The sequence below is a fragment of the Pseudomonas sp. MH9.3 genome (assembly GCF_034354675.1).
In the GTDB taxonomy this organism is placed as follows: Bacteria; Pseudomonadota; Gammaproteobacteria; order Pseudomonadales; family Pseudomonadaceae; genus Aquipseudomonas.
Genome location: NZ_CP133785.1, coordinates 720,584 through 742,685, shown reverse-complemented (window position 1 = coordinate 742,685; position 22,102 = coordinate 720,584). Strand labels below are relative to the sequence as shown.

The 22,102-nt window shown below is 66.2% G+C and carries 8 protein-coding genes; 6 read left to right on the top strand and 2 right to left on the bottom strand.

Annotated features, from left to right (window positions below; translation table 11 throughout):
• Positions 1-44 precede the first annotated feature (44 nt).
• From RHM60_RS02900 to RHM60_RS02890, 3 genes are read left to right on the top strand one after another with little or no spacing between them, the layout of a single operon-like run.
• A complete protein-coding gene (locus RHM60_RS02900) occupies positions 45-10,085 on the top strand; it encodes a non-ribosomal peptide synthetase (RefSeq protein ID WP_322213536.1) in 10,041 nt (3,346 codons plus the stop codon).
• Positions 10,082-13,825, top strand: coding sequence for an amino acid adenylation domain-containing protein (locus RHM60_RS02895; protein WP_322213535.1), 3,744 nt, complete (start codon positions 10,082-10,084; stop codon positions 13,823-13,825). The genes RHM60_RS02900 and RHM60_RS02895 overlap by 4 nt, the downstream gene beginning before the upstream one ends.
• The gene (locus RHM60_RS02890) at positions 13,826-15,466 is read left to right on the top strand and encodes a cyclic peptide export ABC transporter (protein WP_322213534.1); all 1,641 of its coding nucleotides are present in this window, start codon (positions 13,826-13,828) and stop codon (positions 15,464-15,466) included.
• On the opposite strand, the gene fhuF is transcribed toward RHM60_RS02890, so the two are convergent.
• Positions 15,457-16,113 (bottom strand): siderophore-iron reductase FhuF, encoded by a 657-nt coding sequence (gene fhuF, locus RHM60_RS02885; RefSeq protein ID WP_231421400.1) that lies wholly within the window; start codon positions 16,111-16,113, stop codon positions 15,457-15,459. The two genes, RHM60_RS02890 and fhuF, sit on opposite strands and share 10 nt — an antisense overlap.
• Positions 16,114-16,339: 226 nt before the next feature.
• On the opposite strand from fhuF, the gene RHM60_RS02880 reads away from it, so the two are divergent.
• Positions 16,340-18,043: an ABC transporter ATP-binding protein/permease gene (locus RHM60_RS02880; RefSeq protein WP_322213533.1), complete on the top strand. Its 1,704-nt coding sequence runs from the start codon at positions 16,340-16,342 to the stop codon at positions 18,041-18,043.
• A 23-nt stretch (positions 18,044-18,066) separates the two neighbouring features.
• Here the strand turns inward: RHM60_RS02880 and RHM60_RS02875 are convergent, their stop codons facing one another.
• On the bottom strand, positions 18,067-19,422 hold the full coding sequence (locus tag RHM60_RS02875; RefSeq protein WP_322213532.1) for a PAS domain-containing methyl-accepting chemotaxis protein: 1,356 nt from the start codon (positions 19,420-19,422) through the stop codon (positions 18,067-18,069).
• A 191-nt stretch (positions 19,423-19,613) separates the two neighbouring features.
• Between RHM60_RS02875 and RHM60_RS02870 the strand changes: the two genes are divergently transcribed.
• Both RHM60_RS02870 and RHM60_RS02865 read left to right on the top strand, forming a co-directional pair.
• Positions 19,614-19,994, top strand: coding sequence for a RidA family protein (locus RHM60_RS02870; protein ID WP_322213531.1), 381 nt, complete (start codon positions 19,614-19,616; stop codon positions 19,992-19,994).
• Positions 19,995-20,074: 80 nt separating this feature from the next.
• The gene (locus RHM60_RS02865; protein ID WP_322213529.1) at positions 20,075-22,054 is read left to right on the top strand and encodes a U32 family peptidase; all 1,980 of its coding nucleotides are present in this window, start codon (positions 20,075-20,077) and stop codon (positions 22,052-22,054) included.
• The last annotated feature ends 48 nt before the right edge of the window (positions 22,055-22,102 follow it).

Genomic DNA, 22,102 nt, shown 5'->3' with positions numbered 1-22,102 from the left:
CGGCGCGCCGTTCTCTCCAAGCATTTGAAATGGATCGTACAACCATGAACAACATCGAAGACATCTACTCCCTGTCGCCGACCCAGCACGGTTTGCTGTTTCACAGCGTGGTCGAGCCCGATTCGCGGGTGTACTACCAGCAACTGAGCCTGGACATGCATGGCCCGCTGCAACTGCCGGCGTTTCGCGCCGCCTGGCAGGCCCTGATGCAACGCCACGCGGTATTGCGCAGCGCGTTTCTGTGGGAAGACCTCGACGATGCCTACCAAGTGGTGCAGTCCGAGCTGAACCTGCCGTTGAGCGAACTCGACTGGCAGGGCCGCAGCGACAGCCACACCGCCCTGCCGCAACTGGCCCTTGAACAACGCGCCGAACCGCTGGAGCTGAACGACGCGCCGCTGATGCGCCTGGCCCTGGTGCGCCTCGAACCGCAGCGCTGGCACCTGATCTGGACCTTCCATCACATCATCATGGACGGCTGGAGCGTGGGCATCGCGATCCAGGAATGGCTGGCGCTCTACTACGAACACGCCCACGGCCGCCCGGCCAATCTGCCGCCGACCCGCGCCTACCGCGACTACATCGCCTGGCTGGCCGAGCAGGACATGGCCGCCACTGAAAGCTTCTGGCGCGGGCAGTTGCAGGATGTCAGCGAACCGACCCCGCTGCCCGACTTCGGCCTGCGCCTGGCCCCGCCTGCCGACGCGCCGTGCGCCGAACGCGAACACCGTCTGAGCATCGAGGAAACCGAGCAACTGGCGCAGTTCGCCCGCCGCCATCACCTGACCCTCAACACCTTGATCCAGGGCGCCTGGGCGCTGCTGCTGGGCCAGCACGCCGGGCGCGATGACGTGATCTACGGCGTCACTGTGGCCGGTCGCCCGGAAAACCTGGCCGCCATCGACAGCACCGTCGGCCTGTTCATCAACACCCTGCCCCTGCGCGTGCAATGGTCCGAAGGCCCGGCGCTGGTGGACTGGCTGCAACAGTTGCAGCAAGCCAACAGCGACCTGCGCCACCACGCCTATCTGCCGCTGGGCAAGCTCAAGTCGATGAGCCGCATCGCCGCCGAGCAGGCGCTGTTCGACTCGATCCTGGTGTTCGAGAACTTCCCGGTCACCGATGCGCTCAACCAGGACGCCGGAGGCCTGAGCTTCGCCGACCCGAACCGCGAGCACGCAAGCGATGGCCTGACCCTGACCCAGGGGCGCAACCATTTCCCGTTGTCGCTGATCGTGGTGCCGGGCGAGCAGCTGCATTACCTGTTCAGCTACAACCGCAGCCGTTTCAGCGACGAGGAAATCGCCCTGCTGTCGGCGCAATTGCGCACGGTGCTGCTGGCCATGGCCGCGCAGCCGCAGTGCCGGGTTGCGGATCTCGACTGGCTGGGTACGCAGGAGCGCGAGCAACTGCAAGCCCTCGGGCGTGGTGCGGCGCTTGCGGTGCCCGACCTGTGCCTGCATCAGCGCGTTGAACAGCAGGCCGCCGCCGCACCGCAGCAACCGGCGCTGCGCGACCGCGACGGTGTGCTGAGCTACGGCGAACTCGATCAGCGCGCCAACCGCCTTAGCCAGCATCTGTGCGCCCAGGGCATCGGCCGTCACAGCCTGGTGGCGCTGGCGCTGGAGCGCAGCGCCGATTTTGTGATCGCCGTGCTCGCCACCCTCAAGGCCGGCGCCGCCTACCTGCCGCTGGACCTCAAACAACCCGCCGGACGCCTGGCCGACGTGCTGCAGGACAGCCGCGCCGCGCTGTTGATCGGCGCCACGGCAACGCCCCTGCTGACACGCCTGGGTGAGCACACGCCGCTGCTGTGCCTGGACGCACAGGCCGAAGCGATTGCCGCCCAGCCCGCCAGCGCGCCAGTGGTTTCCCACAACCTGGATGACGCGGCCTACGTGATCTACACCTCCGGTTCCACCGGCACGCCCAAGGGCGTGGTGGTCGAACACCGCGCCATCGTCGATTATCTGAGCGCGGTGCACAGCGTGCTGCAGCCGCCCGCCGCCGCGCGTTATGGCCTGCTGTCGAGCATTGCCGCCGACCTCGGCCACACCCAGCTGTTCGGCGCGCTGTGCAGCGGCGCCAGCCTGTTGCTGGTGGATGACGAGAGCGCTTTCAGCCCGCTGGCCCTGGCGCAGCTGTTCAGCGAATTCCCGGTGGACGTGCTGAAAATCACCCCGAGCCACCTCAGCGGGCTGTTGCAGGCACTGCCGGATGCGCGGTTGCTGCCCACGGCCCTGCTGGTGTTTGGCGGCGACGCCCTGAGCCCGGCGCTGCTGGCCCAGGTCAACGCGCTGGCGCCCGGCCTGCGGGTGTTCAACCACTATGGGCCGAGCGAGGCGACGGTGGGGGCGATTGCCACCGAACTCACGGCGGGCCAGCCACGCATTGCCCTCGGCCGGCCGCTGCCGAACCGCCAACTGCGCGTAGTCGACGCCCAGGGGCGCGACGTGGCCACCGGCATCAGCGGCGAACTGCTGATCAGCGGCGCCCTCGCGCGTGGCTACCTGCACCGCGACGACCTGACCGCCGAACGCTTCCACCTGGATGCCCGTCAACAGCGCTGGTACCGCACGGGCGACCGCGTGCGCTGGCTGATTGACGGACAACTGGCGTTCCTCGGCCGCGTTGACAGTCAGGTGAAGATTCGCGGCAATCGCCTGGAATTGGGCGAAGTCGAGGCGCAGATCCGCCGCCTGTCGCCGCTGATCGAACAGGTGGTGGTGCGCGCGCTCGAGCTGGAAGGCAGCCTGCGTCTGGTCGCCTATCTGGTGGCCAGCCAGTCACTGTCGGCGCTCAAGCTGCGCAACGACCTGGGCAGCCGCGTGCCGGACTACATGGTGCCGGCGCACTTCATCACCCTTGATGAACTGCCCCTGACCCGCAACGGCAAGGTCGATGTGCAACGCCTGCCACTGCCCCACGCCACCCGCGACGACAACGCCGATTATGTGGCGCCGCGCAACGACGTCGAACGCCTGCTGGCGGCGATCTGGCAGGACGTGCTCAAGCGCGAACAGGTTGGGGTCAACGACAACTTCTTCGCCATCGGCGGCGATTCGATTCTGAACCTGCAGATCATCGCGCGGGCCAACCAGCAAGGCCTCAAGCTCACCCCACGCCAACTGTTCGAGAACCGCACCGTCGCCGACATCGCCCGTGTGCTCGGCGCCGATGCCAGCCACACCGTGGCGCAGCAGCAAGCCGACGGCTATGCGCTGCCCCTCGGCGCCGGCCAGCGCGCGCGTCTGGAACAAGGCCCGCTGACCGCCACCTGGCGCTGCGTGGCCCTGGCGCAGCCGCTGGACCGTGCCTTGCTCGGCCAGGCCCTGGGCGCCTTGCAGCAGCATCATCAGGCCTTGCGCCTGGGGTTCGACGCGGACTGGCAGCAGCGCGTATTGGCAGCGCCCAAGGCGGCCGCGATCAGCAGCGGCGAATACCTGCCGCACTCATTACAGGCCCTGGCCCAGGCCGCGGTCGACGCACTGGACCTGCACGCCGGGCAAAGCCTGCACGCCAGCCTGCTGGGCGACGCGCACCTGCTGCTGGCCGCGCATCCGCTGTGCGTGGACGACGCCTCCTGGCCGTTGTTGCTCACCGACCTCAATCTGGCGCTGAGCCAGTTGCGCCTGCAACGGCCCGTGCGGCTGTCCTATCACGGCGGCAACTTCACTCCCTGGGCGCGCCATCAGCAAGACCACGCCCACAGCGATGCCCTCGATGACGCCTGGGAACACTGGCTGCAATTTGCCGGGATGGACACGCTGCAACTGCCCGCCAGCCAGCAACCGAGCCAGGTGATCGAACACAGCCTGAGCAGCCAGACCTCCGGCGCCTTGAAACGCCTGGCCGAGGTGCTGCACCTGGACTGGAACAGCCTGCTGGCCACCGCCGTGGCCGAACAGTGTGGCAACGGCCTGCTGGCGCTGGAGCTGTACGCTGCGCGTCCGGCCATTGAGCGCCTGCCGGTGCACTCGCCCATCGCCCTCGCCGATCTTGAGCCGCAACGCATCATTGGCGCGCTGGACCTGCCGGTGCCGGTGTTCCTGCACACCGACGCCGCCACCGCGCTGCAACGCCTGCACGCCGTGGCCGCGCAACTGCGTGCCTACCCGCAACACGGCGCCGACTATGGCGTGCTGCGCTACCTGTCGGACAACACCTACCTGCAGGAACCGCTGCGCGATCTGCCCACGGCGGATATCGCGATTCACTGGCGCGGCGACCTCGACAGCCACCGCGAAGCCCACGGCGCGCTGGCGCAGGTCACCGCCGCCGACCTGCCGCCGACCACGGCCCATGCCCTGCGCATCGAGGCCCACTGGCAGGATGGCCAACTGCACCTGCGCTGCGAAGGCCGGTTGGCCGCCGACTGGACCGCGCCACTGGCCGAGCGCCTGGCAAGCCTTGCTGCGCTCGCGGCCGCGCCTGAGCTGCGTCCCCACAGCGACGCCTTCCCGCTGTGCCACCGGCAAGCCGCAACCCTCGCCGCCGAGCCGCTGGACTGGTCGAACCTCGAAGACGTCTACCCGTTGTCGTCGATGCAACAGGGCATGCTGCTGCACACCCTGCTGCAGCCCCACAGCGGCATCTACCTGATGCAGCAGCGTTACAGCTGGGACGGCGTGCTGCAACGCGCGGCCATGGAAACGGCCTGGCAGGTCTTCCTCGACCGCCACCCGATGATGCGCACCGCGTTCCGGTGGCAGGACGACCACGAGCCGTTGCAGTGCGTGTACCGCCACACCGCGCCGGCGTTCGACTGGCAGGACCTGCGGCACCTGGATGATGCGCAGCAACGCCTGGCCATGGACCAGGCGCTGGAGGCCCAGCGCGTGCAGGGTTTCGACATGGCCGTGGCGCCGTTGACGCACCTGCGCGTGTTCCAGCTCGATGAGCGCCGATTCGCCGTGGTGCGCAGCTTCCACCATATCCTCACCGATGCCTGGTGCTTCGGCCTGTTGATGGAGGACCTGCTGGCGATCTATCAGGCGGTTGTGCATCAGGAACCGCTGGCGCGCCCGCGCTTTCGCTCGTTCCGCGGCTACATGAGCTGGCTGGAACGCCAGGACATGGCCGCCGCGCATGCATTCTGGCAAGCGGACCTGGCCGGTTTCAGCGAGCCCACGCCGTTGCACCTGGACAGCGCCCTGGCCCGCGCGGAACAAGCACCGGAAGCGGTCGGCGACCTCGACCAGACCCTGAGCATCAGCCAGACCCAACGGTTGCAGCAGCTGTGCCAGCACTACCAATTGACGCCCAACACCTGGATCCAGGGCGCCTGGGCCTTGCTGTTGTCGCGCTACAGCGGCAATCGCGACGTGCTGTTCGGCGTCACCGTGGCCGGTCGCCCCACCGAGCTTGCCGGCGTCGAGGAAATGGTCGGGCTGTTCATCAACAGCCTGCCGCTGCGCCTCGACGTCGACCCCGAAGCGCCGGTCGCCGGCTGGTTGCAGGCGCTGCTGTCGCACAATGCGCGGCTGCGTGAACACGAAAGTGCCTCGCTGGTGGATATCCAGCGCAGCAGCGGCGTGCCGCGCGGGCAGCAGCTGTTCGACAGCCTGGTGGTGTTCGAAAACGCGCCGCTGGACATCAGCAGCGTGCAGCTGGACGCCTTCAGCATCGACATCTATGAAGACCGCGTGCACACCAACTTCCCGATGACTGTGGTGCTGTACCCCGGCGACCGCCTGGGCATTCGCCTGTCCTATGACAGCCAGCGGTTCAGCGCCGACAGCGTGCAGCGCATGCTCGGGCACCTGGTGCAGTTGTTGTCGAGCATGCTCGAGGCCCCCGAGGCAACGCTGGGCAGCCTGCACATGCTGGCGCCCGCCGAGCGTCAGCAACTGCAGGTGGAGTGGAACCGCAGCGCGGTCGACTTCCCGCTGACCGAGGGTTACGCCGCCTTGTTCGCCGAGCAGGTGCGCCGCCGGCCGCAGCAGATCGCCGTCGTGCACGGGCAGGAGTCCTTGACCTACGCCGAACTGGATCGCCGCGCCAACGCCGTCGCCCATGCTCTGCACAGCGCCGGTGCCGGCCCGGAAACCCTGGTGGCGCTGTTTGCCGAGCGCGGCCTGAGCTTGCTGACCCTGATGCTCGGCACGCTCAAGGCCGGTGCCGCGTTCCAGGCGCTGGACATCCAGCAGCCGGCCGCGCGCCTGGCCGAGCTGCTGAACCTGGGCGAAGCGCCGCTTTTACTGGTGTGCGACAGCGCCAGCGGCGTGCTGGAGGGCGTGCTGCCGCAGGTGCTCAAGCAGCCGACCTGCCTGGTTGCGCAAACGCTGTGGCAAGGCGAGGCCCGGCCCGCGGTGACTTACGCGCACAACCCCGACCAGTTGGCCTATGTGATTTTCACCTCGGGTTCCACCGGTACGCCCAAAGGCGTGATGGTGGAACAGCGCGGCATGCTCAATAACATCTTTGGCAAGGTGCCGGCCCTGGGCCTGGGCGAACACGACCGCATCGCCCAGACCGCCTCCGCCGCGTTCGATATTTGCGTATGGCAGTTCCTCGCCGCGCCGCTGGTGGGCGCCACCGTGCATATCCTGCCGGACGCCCAGGCCCATGACCCGCAGGCCTTGCTCGATGCGGTGCAAGCGCAGCAGCTGACCCTGCTGGAAACCGTGCCCGCGCTGATTCGCGGCCTGTTGCAGGAAGCCCGCGACGAGCACCGCCTGCCCAGCTTGCGCTGGCTGCTGCCGACCGGCGAGGCACTGCCGCCGGCGTTGGCCCGGGACTGGTTTGCGCGCTTCCCGACGATCCCGTTGATGAACGCCTACGGCCCTGCCGAGTGTTCGGATGACGTGGCGTTTTACCCGATCACCCAGGCACCGGACGCTGACTGCCTGCACATGCCGATTGGCCGACCGACCGCGAACAACCAGGTGTTTGTGCTCGACAGCGCGCTGCGCAGCGTGCCCATCGGCGTGCCGGGCGAACTGTGCATCGGTGGCGTCGGCGTCGGCCGTGGCTACCTGCGCGACCCGCAACGCACCCGCGAAGCCTTCGTTGACCATCCGTTCGAGCCGGGCGCGCGCCTCTACCGCAGCGGCGATATCGGCCGCCTGCGCGCCGATGGCGTGCTCGAATACCTGGGCCGGCGCGATCAGCAGGTGAAGATTCGTGGCCATCGCATCGAACTGGGCGAGATCGAAAACCGCCTGATGCAGCACCCGGGCGTGCAGAGCGCAGCAGTGCTGGCCCTGCCGGATGCCCGTGGTGCGCTGCAACTGGTGGCGTTCCATGTGCTCGACAGCGCCGTTGATGGCGATGCGCAGTCGGTCCTGAGCGCCCATTTGGCCACGCAACTGGCCAACTACATGGTGCCGGCGCGCTGGGTGGAACTGGCGCAGCTTCCGCTGAATGCCAACGGCAAGGTCGACCGCCGGGCTCTCGCCGCGCTGGATCTGCCCCAGGCCGCAGCCGCCGATGGCGTGTCGATTGCCCCGCGCACGCTGACCGAAAAAGTGCTGGCCGAGCTGTGGCAGGCCATTCTCGGCGTGCCCAGTGTCAGCGTGCACGATGACTTCTTTGCCATTGGCGGTCACTCGCTGCTGGCCACGCAGATGCTCTCGCGCATTCGCCGCCGCTTGAACGTCAGCCTGCCGCTGCGCGTGCTGTTCGAAGGCGGCACCCTTGAGCACTTGGCGCAGGTGGTGGATCAACAGGCCCAGGTGGCCGACGAGGACGAGATCGTGCCGGTGCCGCGCAACCGGCCGCTGGCGCTGTCCTACGCCCAGCAACGGCTGTGGTTCCTCGACCGTTTCGAGGGGCCGAACGCGGCCTACAACATGTCCAGCGTGGTGCGCCTGCGTGGCGCACTGGATATCGCCGCCTTGCAACAGGCGTTGCAGCGGGTGCTGGAACGGCATGAATCGCTGCGCACCCGCTTTGACTTGCACGGCGACCAGCCGTGCCAGGTGATCCATCCCGCGCCGACGCTCGACCTCACGCCGCTCACGGTGCAGCCGCAAGCCCTGCAGGCGGTGATCGATCAACACTCGGCGCAGCCGTTTGATCTGCAGCAGGCGCCGATGCTGCGCGCGCATTTGCTGCACCTGGGCGCGGATGACCATGTGCTGCAACTGGTGCTGCACCATATCGCCACGGACGCCTGGTCCATGGGCATCCTGATGCAGGAATTGATCACCGGTTACCAGGCCTACGCCAGCGGCACCACGCCGGTGTTTACCGCGTTGCCGATCCAGTACGCCGATTACGCCCAGTGGCAACGCAGTGAAGCGCAACAGCGCCAATTGGCGCGTGCCATCGACTATTGGCGGCGCCAGCTCGACGGCGCGCCGATGCTGATCCCGTTGCCGCTGGATGCGCCGCGTCCGGCCCAGCCGGATTATCAAGGCGCGCTGTTGACCCAGCATTTCACCCCGGCCCAGACCCAGGTGCTCAAGGCGTATGCCCAGGCCCACAAGGCGACGCTGTTTATGCTGTTGCTCAATGCGTTCAACAGCCTGTTGCAGCGGGCCACGGGCACCAATGACTTTATCGTCGGCACGGACCTGGCCAACCGCGAGCAGGCGGCGCTGGAAAACCTGATCGGCTTCTTCGTCAACGTGCTGCCGATCCGCGCACGGCTGGATGCCGGCGATACCTTCGACAGCCGCCTGCAACGCCTGCGCGAGGATTGCCTGGCCGCGTTCCAGCACCAGCAAGTGCCGTTCGACAAGCTGGTGGAGGCGCTGCAACCGCCGCGCACTCAGGGCGTCAACCCGCTGGTGCAGGTGCTGTTCGTGATGCAGAACACCCCGCAGGGCACGGCCAGCCTGGCGGACCTGGCGGTGGAACACCTGGCGCCGCAGCAGCAGACCAGCAAGTTCGACCTGGCCGTGTTTGTCGAGGAAGACGACAGCGGCCTGCAGGTGCGCTGGGTGTATCGCACCAGTGTGTTGCAGGCGCACACCGTTGAACGCCTGGAGCAAGGCTTTGCGCAACTGCTCGACAGCCTGACGTTGCAGGACTGGACGTGGCGCCTGCACGCGGACGCCCCGGCGGCCATCGATGAGACGCAAGCGCGCAGCGAGCGCAAGCAGTCGAAGATGAGCAAACTGAAGAACACCCGCGCCACCGCCGTCAGCCAGCTGGCCCACGAACAGGTGCGCACCCGCACCCTGGGCGAGGCGCAACCGCTGCCGCTGGTGATCGAACCGTTGCTGGCAGACCTCGACCCGGTGCACTGGGCGGTGCAGGCGCGCGAGTGGATCAATGCGCAGTTGCGCACCCACGGCGGCCTGCTGTTTCGCGGGTTCAACCTGCCGGATGCCGCCGCTTTCGAGCAGTTCGCCCAGGCCATCGAGCCGGACCTGTACGGCACCTACGGCGACCTGCCGAAGAATAAATCCGGCAAGAATATCTACCACTCCACACCGTACCCGGAACAGCACATGATCCTGTTCCACAACGAGAGTTCGCACATGGCGCAATGGCCGCGCAAGCAGTGGTTCTTCTGCGAGATCCCGGCGCCACGGGGCGGTTGCACGCCGATTGTCGACTGCCGCCAGGTGCTGGCGCAGTTGCCGCCGGACATCGTCGAGCGCTTCAAGGCCCTGGGCCTTTTGTATGTGCGGCACTTCACCGACAAGCTGGACGTGCGCTGGCAGGACTTCTTCAAGACCGAGCAGCGCGAAGAGGTCGAGCGTCAGTGCCGCCAAGCGGGCATGCAGTGGGAGTGGCTGGGTGCGGACAACCTGAAGATCGCCCAGCAATGCCCGGCGATTGTGGCGCACCCGGACACCGGCGAAGCGTCGTTTTTCAACCAGGTGCAGTTGCACCACAGCGCCTGCCTGGAGCCGGAGGTGCGCAGCAACCTGATCAACCTGTTCGGCGCCGGCAACCTGCCGCGCAACGTGTATTACGGCGATGGCAGCGTGATCGAAGACGCGGTAATGGACGTGATCGGCGCCGCGTACGAGGCCTGTGCGGTGCGCTTTGCCTGGCACAAGGGCGACATGGTGATGCTCGACAATATGCTGGTGGCCCATGCCCGCGACCCGTTTGAAGGCGAGCGCAAAATCTGCGTGGCCATGGGGCAGATGATGAACCGCGAACAACTGGGGGAACAGCCATGAGCAACCACGAGGCAGCGTTCGCCCTGTCGCCACAGCAACGCAGCCAATGGCTGGCGAATGCGCCGCCGGCCCGTCTGGTGCTGGAGGTGCGTGGCGCCACCGCGCTGGCGCAGCTGCGTGAACGGCTGGCGGCGCTGGCGCAGGTGCATGACGCCTTGCGCCTGCACACTCGGCCCGAGCCGGGGATGCAGGTGCCGTTGCAACGCGTCGCCGTCGCAAGCGTGGTCAGCATCGACGTGCAGGCGCTGGACGCCGAGGCGCAACGGGTGACCTTGCAACTGCCCGCGCTGGCGGCCGACCGTGGCACGCTGCTGCGCCTGGCGCAGGCGCTGGGTTCGGCGCAGGCACAGGATTTGGCGCAGCCGCTGCTGGCTGACGCCGAGGCGATGACCTACACCCAATACAGCGCCTGGATTCACGACCTGCAGGCGGATGACGACGCGGCGCAGGGACGCCAGTACTGGGCCGATCTGGCCCTGGGCCAACAGGCCGGCACCGAGCTGCTGTACCGCGAAGTGCGCAGCGACAAGGCCGACACGCCGCTGACCACCTGCGTGATGCTCGACCCCGCGTTGATCGCTGCGTTGCACGCCCAGGCCGCCCCCGCCGAACACCTGCTGATGGCCGCCTGGGGCGTGCTGTTGCAGCGGTTGAGCGCCACTGACAGCCCGGCTCTCACCCTTAACTGGGTGCATGACTGCCGTGACGACTACGAAGAACTGGCCGACTGCTGGGGATTGTTCGCCAAGGCCCTGCCGCTGCCGTGGCAGCCGGCGCTGGAGCGTCCGTTCGGCGAGGCCCTGGCGGCGCTGCAAAGACGTTGTGAGGACGTCGGCGAATGGCAGGAATACTCGCCGGCCGACATCTCGGCACCTTATGGTTTCCAGTGGAGCCCGGCGCTGGATGCGCCCGCCAGCCCGTTCAAGGTGCTGGAAGTGTGTGCAATCCCGGCCGGCATGGAGCTGCTGCTGATCGCCGAAGATCAGCGCCTGACGCTCTGCCATCAGGCCAACCGTTACAGCACCCGGGCCGCTGCAACCCTGCTGGAACAACTGCAATCGCTGCTGCTGGACGCCCTCGCCCACCCCGCCACCCCGCTGGGCGAACTGTCGCTGGCGGCGCCGGGCTTTGCGGCGACACTCGCGGCACGCCAGCAGCGCGTCACGCCGCCATTCGCCAGCGTGCCGGCGCGCTTCAACGCCTGCGCCGCAGGCTTTGCCGAACACCTGGCCCTGCGCGATCCGCACCAGCACCTGAGCTACGCCGAGCTGCACGCGCGCAGCAACCAGTTGGCGCATTACCTGCGCGGCCAGGGCATCGGCCGTGAGGACCGCGTGGCGCTGTACCTGGACCGTTCGGCGCCGATGGTGCTGGCGATGCTCGCCGTGCTCAAGAGCGGCGCGGCCTTTGTGCCGCTGGACGTGCACCAGCCCGCGCAACGCTCCCTGGCGATCTTGCAACAGGCGCAGCCGCGCTTTGTGCTGACCGGGGCCGCCGGCAGCGCGCCGCTGCTGGCGTCGATGGGCAGCCTCGACCTGCGCGACACCGCCGTGTGGCAACAGGCGCCCATGACCGACCTGGGCGACGACGTGCTGCCCACGGATGCGGCCTATGTGCTGTTCACCTCGGGCAGCACCGGCGTGCCCAAGGGCGTGATCATTGAGCACGCGCAACTGGCCAGTTATGTCTCCAGCGTGGCCGCGCGCCTGCAGCTGCAAGCCGGTGAGCGCAGCGCCGTGGTCACCTCCCTGGCCGCCGACCTGGGTTACACCCTGCTGTTTCCCGCCTTGCTCAGCGGCGGCGAACTGCACCTACTGGACAAGACCACCGCGATGGACGCCCAGGCCTGGGCCGCCTGGCAGGCGCAGTACCCGGTCGACCATCTGAAAATCGTGCCGTCGCTGCTCGATGCCTGGCTGATGCACGCACAAAGCGCAGCCGTGCTGCCGCGCAGGCAACTGATCCTCGGCGGCGAGAGCTGTTCGCGGCGCCTGCTGCAGTCGATCCGCCAGTTCGCGCCGACGCTGACGCTGTTCAACCACTACGGGCCGACGGAAGCCACCGTCGGCGTGGCCATGCACAGGCTGGACCCGGCCTGTGACTACCGCCGCCTGCCGCTGGATGATCGGCTCGACGGCATGCGTTTGTATCTGCTGGATGAACAGCAGCAACTCGCGGCGCCGGGGCAGCACGCCGAACTGTATATCGCCGGGCCGCACCTGGCGCGCGGCTATCTCGACGCGCCCCACACCGCCGAGCGCTTTATCGAGCGCGACGGCGAGCGGCTGTACCGCACCGGCGACCGTGCGCGCTATCGCCACGACGCCAGCCTGGAAATCACCGGCCGTAGCGACCGCCAGGTCAAGGTGCGCGGGTTTCGCATCGAGCTTGACGAAATCCAGGCGCAGCTCGCCGGCCTGCCGGGCGTGGCCCAGGCGGCGGTGGAGTGCCTGCCCAAGGGTGAACTGGGCCCGCAGCTGTTTGCCTTCGTGACCCTGGCGCCGGGGCACTCGGTGAGCGTGGCGCAATTGCATGGCCAGGCCCAGGACCGCCTGCCGGACTACATGCTGCCGAGCCTGCGCATCGTCGAGGCGTTGCCGCTGATGGGCAACGGCAAGCTCGACCGCAAGACCCTGCAGCAATGGGCCGATCAGGTGCAGGGCGGCGTCGGCGGTGCATTGCCGCGCACGCCGCTGGAGGCGCTGCTGGCCGAGACCTGGGCGCAGGTGCTGGGCTTGGAGCGGGTGGGCATCGAAGATGATTTCTTTGCCTTGGGCGGGCATTCGTTGGCGGCGGTGAGCCTGGCCAGCCGCCTGCAGACGGTACTGGCGGCGCCGGTCACGGTGAACGCGGTGTTCAATGCACCGAGCGTGGCAGCGTTTGCCGCGCTGGTGCAGGCCGAGTTCAAGCTGTCGCCACTGGTGCGCCTGTCGGCACCGGGCGCGGGGGCGAATCTGTTCTGTTTTCACCCGTCCACCGGGCATGTACAGGATTACCGCGCGCTGCTGCCCCATCTGCCGCACTGGCAACTGTGGGGGTTGCAAAAACTGGGTGACGACGACACGGTGGACGGCGGCGATATCGAAGGGCTCGCGGCGCGCTATATCGAGCACATGCGTGCTCAGCAGCCGCACGGGCCCTATCACTTGCTGGGCTTTTCCCTCGGCGGGCTGCTGGCGATCACCGCTGCAGCGCAGCTGGAGCGGTGCGGCGAACAGGTGGCATTTCTCGGCATCCTCGACTCGCAGTACGCGCGCAGCGCCGATGAAGACAGCATCGAGACCTTGCTGGCCGACGCCACGCAGGCGCTCACGGCAAACAGCCAGGCGCTACTGCGCGGCTTACCGGCGCAGGCGCTGGCCGAGTTGACCGCGCAACTGGCTGCCCTGCCCACCGCGCAGCGCCTGCCCGCCCTCGCGCAATGGGCGCAGCAGCAAGGTCTGCAGCTCGACGGCGACAGCTGGGAACACCTGCACACGCGGCTTGGCCATCAGCAACAGACCCGCCAGTTGCTTGCCAGCTTCCAGCCGCCACGGCTGCGCTGCCCGGTGCAGGTGTGGTGGGCGGACGCCACGCTGGGCGCGGCGGATTTTGCCGACCCGCAGTGGCAACAGTTGAGCAGCGGCGCGTACACCCGTGAAGTGGTGCAGGCGCAGCACTTGAACATCCTTGCGCAACCCTCGGTGCATCAACAGCTGGCGGCCGGCCTTGCGGCCCTGGCGACAGACGGAGCAGTTTGAATGGATTTGCTGATACTCATGGCCAAGCGCTCGTGGCGCGCCCTGCTGGTGGCAACGCTGACCGGGCTGGCCTGCGGCCTCGCGGCGGCCGGGTTGATCGCGATGATCAACCACAGCCTCACGGTGTTCGACCAGTTGCGCCCGATGGATGGCCTGTACTTCGGCGCGCTGGTGCTGCTGGTGGCGGTGTCACGGATCATTTCCGACATCAGCCTGCTACGCCTGGGCCAGGCGGCGGTCAACGATATGCGCCTGCACCTGAGCGCCAAACTGATCGACACGCCCTACGCGCAATTGCAGCGCCTGGGCAAACACAGGCTGCTGGCGGTGCTGACCGACGACACGCAAACCATCAGCCAGGCGGTGGAGCTGGTGCCGGTGCTGCTGGTCAACGGCGGGATCATCCTCGCCTGCCTCGGTTACCTGGGCTGGTTGAGCCTGCCGTTGCTGGGCCTCACGGTGTTGCTGATCGTGCTCGGCAGCCTGAGTTTCAACTGGCCGCAGCGCAAGGCGCTGACCTCGATCTCCCGCGCGCGCGAACTCAAGGACCAATTGTTCGAGCACTATCGCCTGCTCACCGATGGCAGCAAGGAGCTGCAGCTGAACCACCCGCGTCGCCAGCACTTTTTCAGCCGCCTGCTGCTGCCGACCAGCCAGCAGTACCGGCGCGACTTCGTGCGTGGCATGAGCATTTACGCGGTGGTGCTCAACTGGGGCAACGCGGTGTTCTACCTGCTGATCGGCGTGGTGCTGTTCGTGGCGCCGCGCTTTATCGACCTGAGCGTGAGCCTGGTGACGGGCTATATCCTCGCGATTCTGTACATGATCACGCCGCTCTCGGAACTGATGCACGCGGTGCCGACCCTGGGCCGCGCCAGCGTTGCGCTGAACAAGATCCGCGCGCTCGAGGGCCAGATGCACAGCGTCGAGGAAAGCCTGGAAACCTTCGCGCCGACGCGCGTGCGCAGCCTAGTGTGCCGTGACGTCACCCACACCTACTACCGCGAGCGCGAGGACGGGCATTTCACCCTGGGGCCGATCAGCGTCACCTTGAAGGCCGGCGAAGTGGTGTTCATCGCCGGCGGTAATGGCAGCGGCAAGACCACCCTGGCGCTGCTGTTGACCGGCCTGTATCGCCCGGAGAGCGGTGAGGTGATGCTGGACGAGCAAGTGTCTTCAAGCGCTGACAACCACCATTTTCGCCAGCACTTCTCGGCGATCTTCACCGACTTCTGCCTGTTCGAAAACCTGTTCGACGGTGACAACCCGAAGCTGGTGCAGCAGGCGCAGGATTACCTGGTGCACTTGCAACTGGATCACAAAGTGCAGATCGAACAGGGCCGCCTGACCACGCTGGCGCTGTCCACCGGGCAACGCAAACGCCTGGCGTTGCTCAGTGCCTATCTGGATGACCGACCGTGCTACCTGTTCGATGAGTGGGCGGCGGATCAGGACCCGGTGTTCAAGCACTTTTTCTATACGCGGATCCTGGCCGACCTGCGTGCGCGGGGCAAACTGGTGATCGTGATTTCCCATGACGACGCGTATTTCGGCCTCGCCGACCGCCTGCTGCGCATCGAACACGGGCGCCTGCGTGAGGCGCCGCTGGCAGCCGGCGTGGCGCTGGAAGCTCAGTCATAGAGCGAGTGCAGGTAACTGACCTGCTCGGCCAGTGGCAAACGGTGCAGTTTGGGGCAGGATTCGCACAGCACCAGCGGCTCGCCTTCCACCAGCGGGTGCAGTTGATAGTGCAGGCAGCAATGCCGACGCAGCGGCAGCTGCGGGCAAATCTCGGGGGCGGGCGACGGCACCTGGCGTTGCAGGCCGCGCAATTTCAGGCGGCCGTGGTTGACGCTGACCGGTTCCAGCCAGCGGTGCGCTTCGGCAAAGCCTGGGCGGGACAGGTCCGGGTCGAGCCGGGCGAAGGCGCCGTCCCAGATCGCGACAAAATTGCCCCACAGGATCTTCGGCGCCAAGCCCCCGGCCAGCGCCAGGGTGGCGAACAGGGGCGCGAGGTGCTCGTGCACCCAGCGCGAAAAGTAGTCGGCCCGCTCGGCGGCGGCAAGGGCTGGCAAGCGCGTGGCAAAGTGCAACGCCAGCGGCTGACCGGCGTCCAGGCGCAACACGCTGTCGTCGCTCCAGAAGTCGATGGCCTGCTCGCGGGTGAGCACGCAGGCCAGGGTGGCCGGCACCACGATGCTCATGTAGTTCATCGACCACTGCGACACCACCGCCGCGTTGTTGACGCCGGGGTAACGCAGGGCGAACTCGGCCAGCACCGGCTGCAGCAGCGCCGGCTCGGCGACGCGGCTCAGCGCGAGAAAAGGCTGGTCATTCGCGTCAAGCTGGATGACCCGCTGAATCGGCGGCCACGCCTGCTTGAGCCATTCTGGAAATTCGATACCGATGCTCCTGTGGCTTTCCCTTATGAATGCAAGCGATTAGCATTGGCGGATCCTATCCTCCCTCCCTTGCAAACTCAACGTCGCCAACGACCGGACATCTTCAGCCCCCATGCATACACTTCGCAATTTCTGGCGCCTGGCACGACCGTTCTGGACCTCGGAACAGAAATACCCGGCCCTGCGGTTGCTGCTGGGCACGGTGCTGATGAACCTGTGCCTGGTGGGCGTCAATATCCTCAACAACTTCTGGAACCTGCATTTTTATAACGCGCTGCAGGCCAAGGACTACCCGGGTTTCATGCTCGGTACGGGGCAGTTCATCCTGCTGCAGGTGGCCCTCGCCGTGTTCACCGTGGGGGCGTTTCACTTCCAGCAGAAGCTGACCATCGTCTGGCGGCGCTGGGCCACGCGCAACACGCTCGACCAGTGGCTGGGCAGCCAGCGCTACCAGAAGCTGAAAATGAGCGAAACCGAGGTCGACAACCCCGACCAGCGCATCGCCGAAGACATCGACCTGTTCATCATCAAGTCGCTCAAGCTCAGCCTGGGGCTGCTGACGGCCGTGGTGTCGCTGTTTTCGTTCCTCAATATCCTCTGGCAGGCCTCCGACCTGATCCGCATTCCCCTGGGCGATAGCGGCCTGGTGATTCCCGGCCTGTTGGTGTGGGTGGCGCTGGTGTATGCGCTGGCGGGCACCGGCTTCGCCTTCTGGCTCGGTCGCGCCCTGCCTCACCTGAACTTCATGCAGCAGCGGCGCGAGGCCGATTTTCGATTTTCGTTGATGCGCCTGCGGGAGAACGCCGATTCGGTGGCCCAATACCGTGGCGAAGCGGTAGAAAACCAGCGCTTCAATCAGCGCCTGGAAGCCGCCCTGCAGAATTTCTGGGTGCTGGTGAAAAAGCAGAAGCTGATCATGGGCTACTCGACGTTCTACCTGCGCAGCGCCACGGTGATTCCGATGTTGATCATGGCGCCGCAGTTCTTTGCCGGGGTCTTTACCCTTGGCCGTCTGACGCAGATCAGCGCCGCCTTTGGCGAAGTGCATGCGGCCGTGGCTTATCTGGTGGGCGTGTTTCCGGAGCTGGCCGAATGGAAGTCGGTGATCGACCGGCTGCACGGGTTCCAGAAGCGTCTGGATAACGTCAAGGTCGATTCCGCCGTGGTGCTGACGCAACAGCGCGACGGCTTGCAGGTGCGCAACCTGGACATCTGGCTGCCGGACGGCCGCCGTCTGTTCAGCGGCTTCAACCTTGCGCTCAAGCCCGGCGACAGCCTGCTGATCCGCGCGCCGTCCGGTTATGGCAAGTCCACCCTGATTCGCGCCCTCACCGGGCTCTGGCACCATGCCTCGGGGTCGGTCGCCTATGACCGTGAGCGCGCCCTCACCCTCTCGCAAAAGAACTACCTGCCCCTGGGCAGCCTGCGCGAAACCCTCTGGTACCCCAACCCCGCACCGGCCGAGCAGGACGCGGTGGTACAGCGGTTCCTCGACCAGCTCGACCTGGCGCACCTGGGCACGCAACTGGCCGAGGAGCGCGACTGGGCGCAGACCCTGAGCATCGGCGAGCAACAGCGCTGCGCCTTTGTGCGTGCGCTGCTGGCGCGGCCGGCGGTGCTGTTTCTCGACGAGAGCAGCGCGGCGATGGACGCGGCCAACGAAGCGCGTTGCTACCAGTTGCTCAAGGCAACGCTGCCGCAGACGATCCTCATCAGCGTTGGCCACAATGCCGCGCTGGAGCGGTTTCATGGGCAGGTGCTGGAGCTGCGCGACGAGGTGGAATGGGTGCGCCGCGCGGTGAGGCAGCCGGTCTAGGCGACCTCACTGGCGCTCGCTGATCAGCCCATCCAGCCCACGGCGGTCTTCGGAATCACCTCCGACTCGTCCAGTTTCGAGGCAAACATGCTCACCGCCTGCACCGCGTCGCTGGTGCTGGTGCGGATCTGCAGGATCACCGAACCGGCCTGGTCGGCCAGGCTGACGCCACGTTGCGCGCCTTCCTGAGTGGAATTCATGCTGGAGACCGCATCGCGGGTTTCCGAGAGGATCATGCCAATCATTTCGGCAATTTCGGCGGTGGAGCGGCTGGTGCGCCCGGCCAGTTGCCGGACCTCATCGGCCACCACTGCGAACCCACGGCCCTGGTCCCCCGCCCGCGCGGCCTCGATGGCGGCGTTGAGCGCCAGCAGGTTGGTCTGGTCGGCGATCCCGCGAATGGTGTTGACGATCGCGGTGATCTGCTCGGAACGCTCGCCCAACTGCCCCACCAGCTTGGCGGAAGCGCCGATGTTTTCGGCGATGCGGCGCATTTCCGTGGCGGTGTCGTGAATCACCTGGGTGCCGTGCTCGGCGAAGCGCTCGGTTTCGGACGAGATGTGATAGGCCCGGGAGGCGCCGCGTGAATCTTCCTCGAACTTCTCCACCCGCTCGGTGATGTCGCTGGCGAACTTGACGATCTTGATCAGTTTGCCGTCGCTGTCGAACACCGGGTTGTAGCTGGCCTCCAGCCACACCACGCGGCCATGCTTGCCCAGGCGCTTGAATTGGCCGGTGAAGAACTCGCCGTTGTTCAACCGGCGCCAGAAGTCGGTGTATTCGTTGCTGTTGATCAACGTCGGCTCGCAGAACAGGCGGTGATGCTTGCCCTTGAGTTCTGCCAGTGAATAGCCCATCACGTTGAGAAAGTTGGGGTTGGCGTCGAGTACTTGGCCGCCGAGGTCGAACTCGATCACGGCCATCGCGCGGTCCAGCGCCACCAGTTTGCTGCGGGTGGCGGCCTCCTGCTCAACGTTGGCGGTGACGTCCAGGGCGTACTTGACCACCTTGAGCACCTGGCCACGCTCATCCAGCACCGGGTTGTAGCTGGCCTCCAGCCAGATCACCTTGCCGTTTGCGTCCACCCGTTTGAAGGTGCCCGACACGAACTTGCCGGCCCTGAGGTCCTGCCAGAACGTGGCGTAGGCCGGGCTGCCCGTGAGCGCCGGCAGGCAAAAATCGCGGTGGGTCTTGCCGGCCAACTGCGCGGCGCTGTAGCCCAGGGTCCGCAGAAAGTTTTCGTTGGCGCGCAGCACCTTGCCGTTGAGGTCGAATTCGACCACAGCCATGGAGCGCTCGAGCGCAGCAATCAGTCCTTTGTACTCGGTGACTTCGGCCGTCCTGGCCGCCAGTTCTGTCTTGAGTGATTTGTTGAACATGACGTGCCCTCAGCGCGCGGATAAACAGTTGTATCAATGCCGCTATCGGCCGCGAAATACGCGACTTTAAGCGGCTGGCCTGTTTATTTATTGACGTCAAAATAAGCGCCCGGAACGGCTGCCCGGGTTTGCCCCGGCGGGGCTTTTCAGGGACCATGGCGCCTCTGTTTTTTTGCCAACAAGAGGCGCCCATGGCCAATCACGACCTGTCCTTCACCCCTGATCCCGACGCCGACTCGATTTCCTCGGACGTTATCGGCTTCAACGGCATCCTGGTGTCCACCCAGATCCCGACCCGCGCCGACGGCAGCCTGGAACTGGGCGACATCACCCTGCAAAGCGAATGCACCCTGCAAGCGCTGAAAGTGGCGCTGGAGAAGGCCGGCAGTTCGATGGACCGGGTGATGCACCTGACCATCTACCTCACCGACATGGCCGACCGCGCCGCTTTCAACGCGGTGTACACGCGCTTTTTCGCCAAGCCATGGCCGGTGCGTGCGGCAGTCGGCGTGGCTGAACTGGCCGTCAAAGGCATGCGCGTGGAAGTCACCGCCATGGCCGCCAAGGCCTGACAGCCCTGCGGTAGATGCCGGTCAGGCATTTCACGGCTACAATGCGCGCCTCAACCGTGACAAGCCTGACTAAAAAAACTATGTCCTTGCCCAAGCATCACCTTGAATTGCTCAGCCCGGCCCGCGATGTCGCCATCGCGCGCGAGGCCATCCTGCATGGCGCCGACGCCATCTACATCGGCGGGCCAAGCTTCGGCGCCCGCCATAACGCCTGTAACGAGGTGAGCGATATCGCTCATTTGGTGGAATTCGCCCATCGTTACCACGCGCGCGTCTTCACCACGATCAACACCATCCTGCATGACAACGAACTGGAGCCCGCGCGCACGCTGATCCATCAGCTCTACGACGCCGGCGTCGACGCGTTGATCGTGCAGGACCTGGGCGTGATGGAGCTGGATATCCCGCCCATCGAGCTGCACGCCAGCACCCAGACCGATATCCGCACCCTGGCCCGCGCCAAATTTCTCGATCAGGCCGGTTTCTCGCAGCTGGTGCTGGCCCGCGAGCTGAACCTGCAGGAAATCCGCGCGATTGCCGACGAGACCGAGGCAGCCGTCGAGTTCTTCATCCACGGCGCTTTGTGCGTGGCGTTCTCCGGGCAGTGCAATATCTCCCACGCGCAGAACGGCCGCAGCGCCAACCGTGGCGACTGCTCCCAGGCCTGCCGCCTGCCGTACACCTTGAAGGATGATCAGGGCCGCGTCGTGGCCTTTGAAAAGCACCTGCTGTCGATGAAGGACAACAACCAGAGCGCCAACATCCGCGCCCTGGTCGAAGCCGGCGTGCGCTCGTTCAAGATCGAAGGCCGCTACAAGGACATGGGCTATGTGAAGAACATCACTGCCTATTACCGCCAGCGCCTGGACGATGTGCTCGAAGACCGCACCGATCTGGCGCGCGCGTCCAGCGGGCGTACCGCGCATTTCTTCCTGCCCGATCCGGAAAAGACCTTTCACCGGGGCAGCACCGATTACTTTGTCAGCGACCGCAAGATCGACATCGGCGCCTTCGACACCCCGACCTTCACCGGCCTGCCGGTGGGCACCGTGGAAAAGGCCGGCAAGCGCGACTTGCAGGTGGTGACCCATGAACCGCTGTCCAACGGCGACGGGCTCAATGTGCTGGTCAAGCGTGAAGTGGTGGGCTTTCGCGCCAACATCGCCGAGCCCAAGGGCGAGTTCGAGGAAGACGGGCAGAAGCGCTACCGCTACCGCGTCGAGCCGAACGAGATGCCCGCCGGCCTGCATCAGCTGCGCCCGCACCATCCGCTGAACCGCAACCTGGACCACAACTGGCAACAGGCCCTGCTCAAGACCTCGGCCGAACGCCGTATCGGCCTGGCCTGGGTGGCGCGCCTGCGCGAAGAGCAGCTTGAAGTCACTGCCACCAGCGAAGAAGGCATCCGCGCCAGCATCACCCTGCCCGGCCCGTTTGGCGTGGCCAACAAGCCGGAACAGGCGCTGGACACCCTGCGTGACCTGCTCGGCCAGCTCGGTACCACCGAGTACCACGCCACCGATATCGCGCTGGATGCACCGCAGGCGTTCTTCATCCCCAACTCGCAGCTCAAGGCCTTACGCCGTGAAGTGATCGAAGCCCTCACCGCTGCCCGTGTTGCCGCGCACCCTCGTGGCGGGCGCAAGGCCGAGACCACACCGCCGCCGGTGTACCCGGAAGCGCATCTGTCGTTCCTGGCCAACGTCTACAACCAGAAGGCCCGCGACTTCTACCACCGTCACGGCGTGAAGCTGATCGACGCCGCCTTCGAAGCCCACGAAGAAACCGGCGAAGTGCCGGTGATGATCACCAAGCACTGCCTGCGTTTCTCGTTCAACCTGTGCCCCAAACAGGCCAAGGGCGTAACGGGCGTGAAAACCAAAGTGGCGCCGATGCAGTTGATACACGGTGATGAAGTGCTGACGTTGAAGTTCGACTGCAAGCCCTGCGAAATGCACGTCGTGGGCAAGATCAAGGGGCATATCCTGGGGTTGCCGCAACCGGGCAGCGTGGTGGAGCATTTCAATCCGGAAAATCTTATCTATCAGGGCACTCACTAGCCAAAAACGATAACTCGCGGGCTTCCTGTGGCGAGCGGGCTTGCCCCG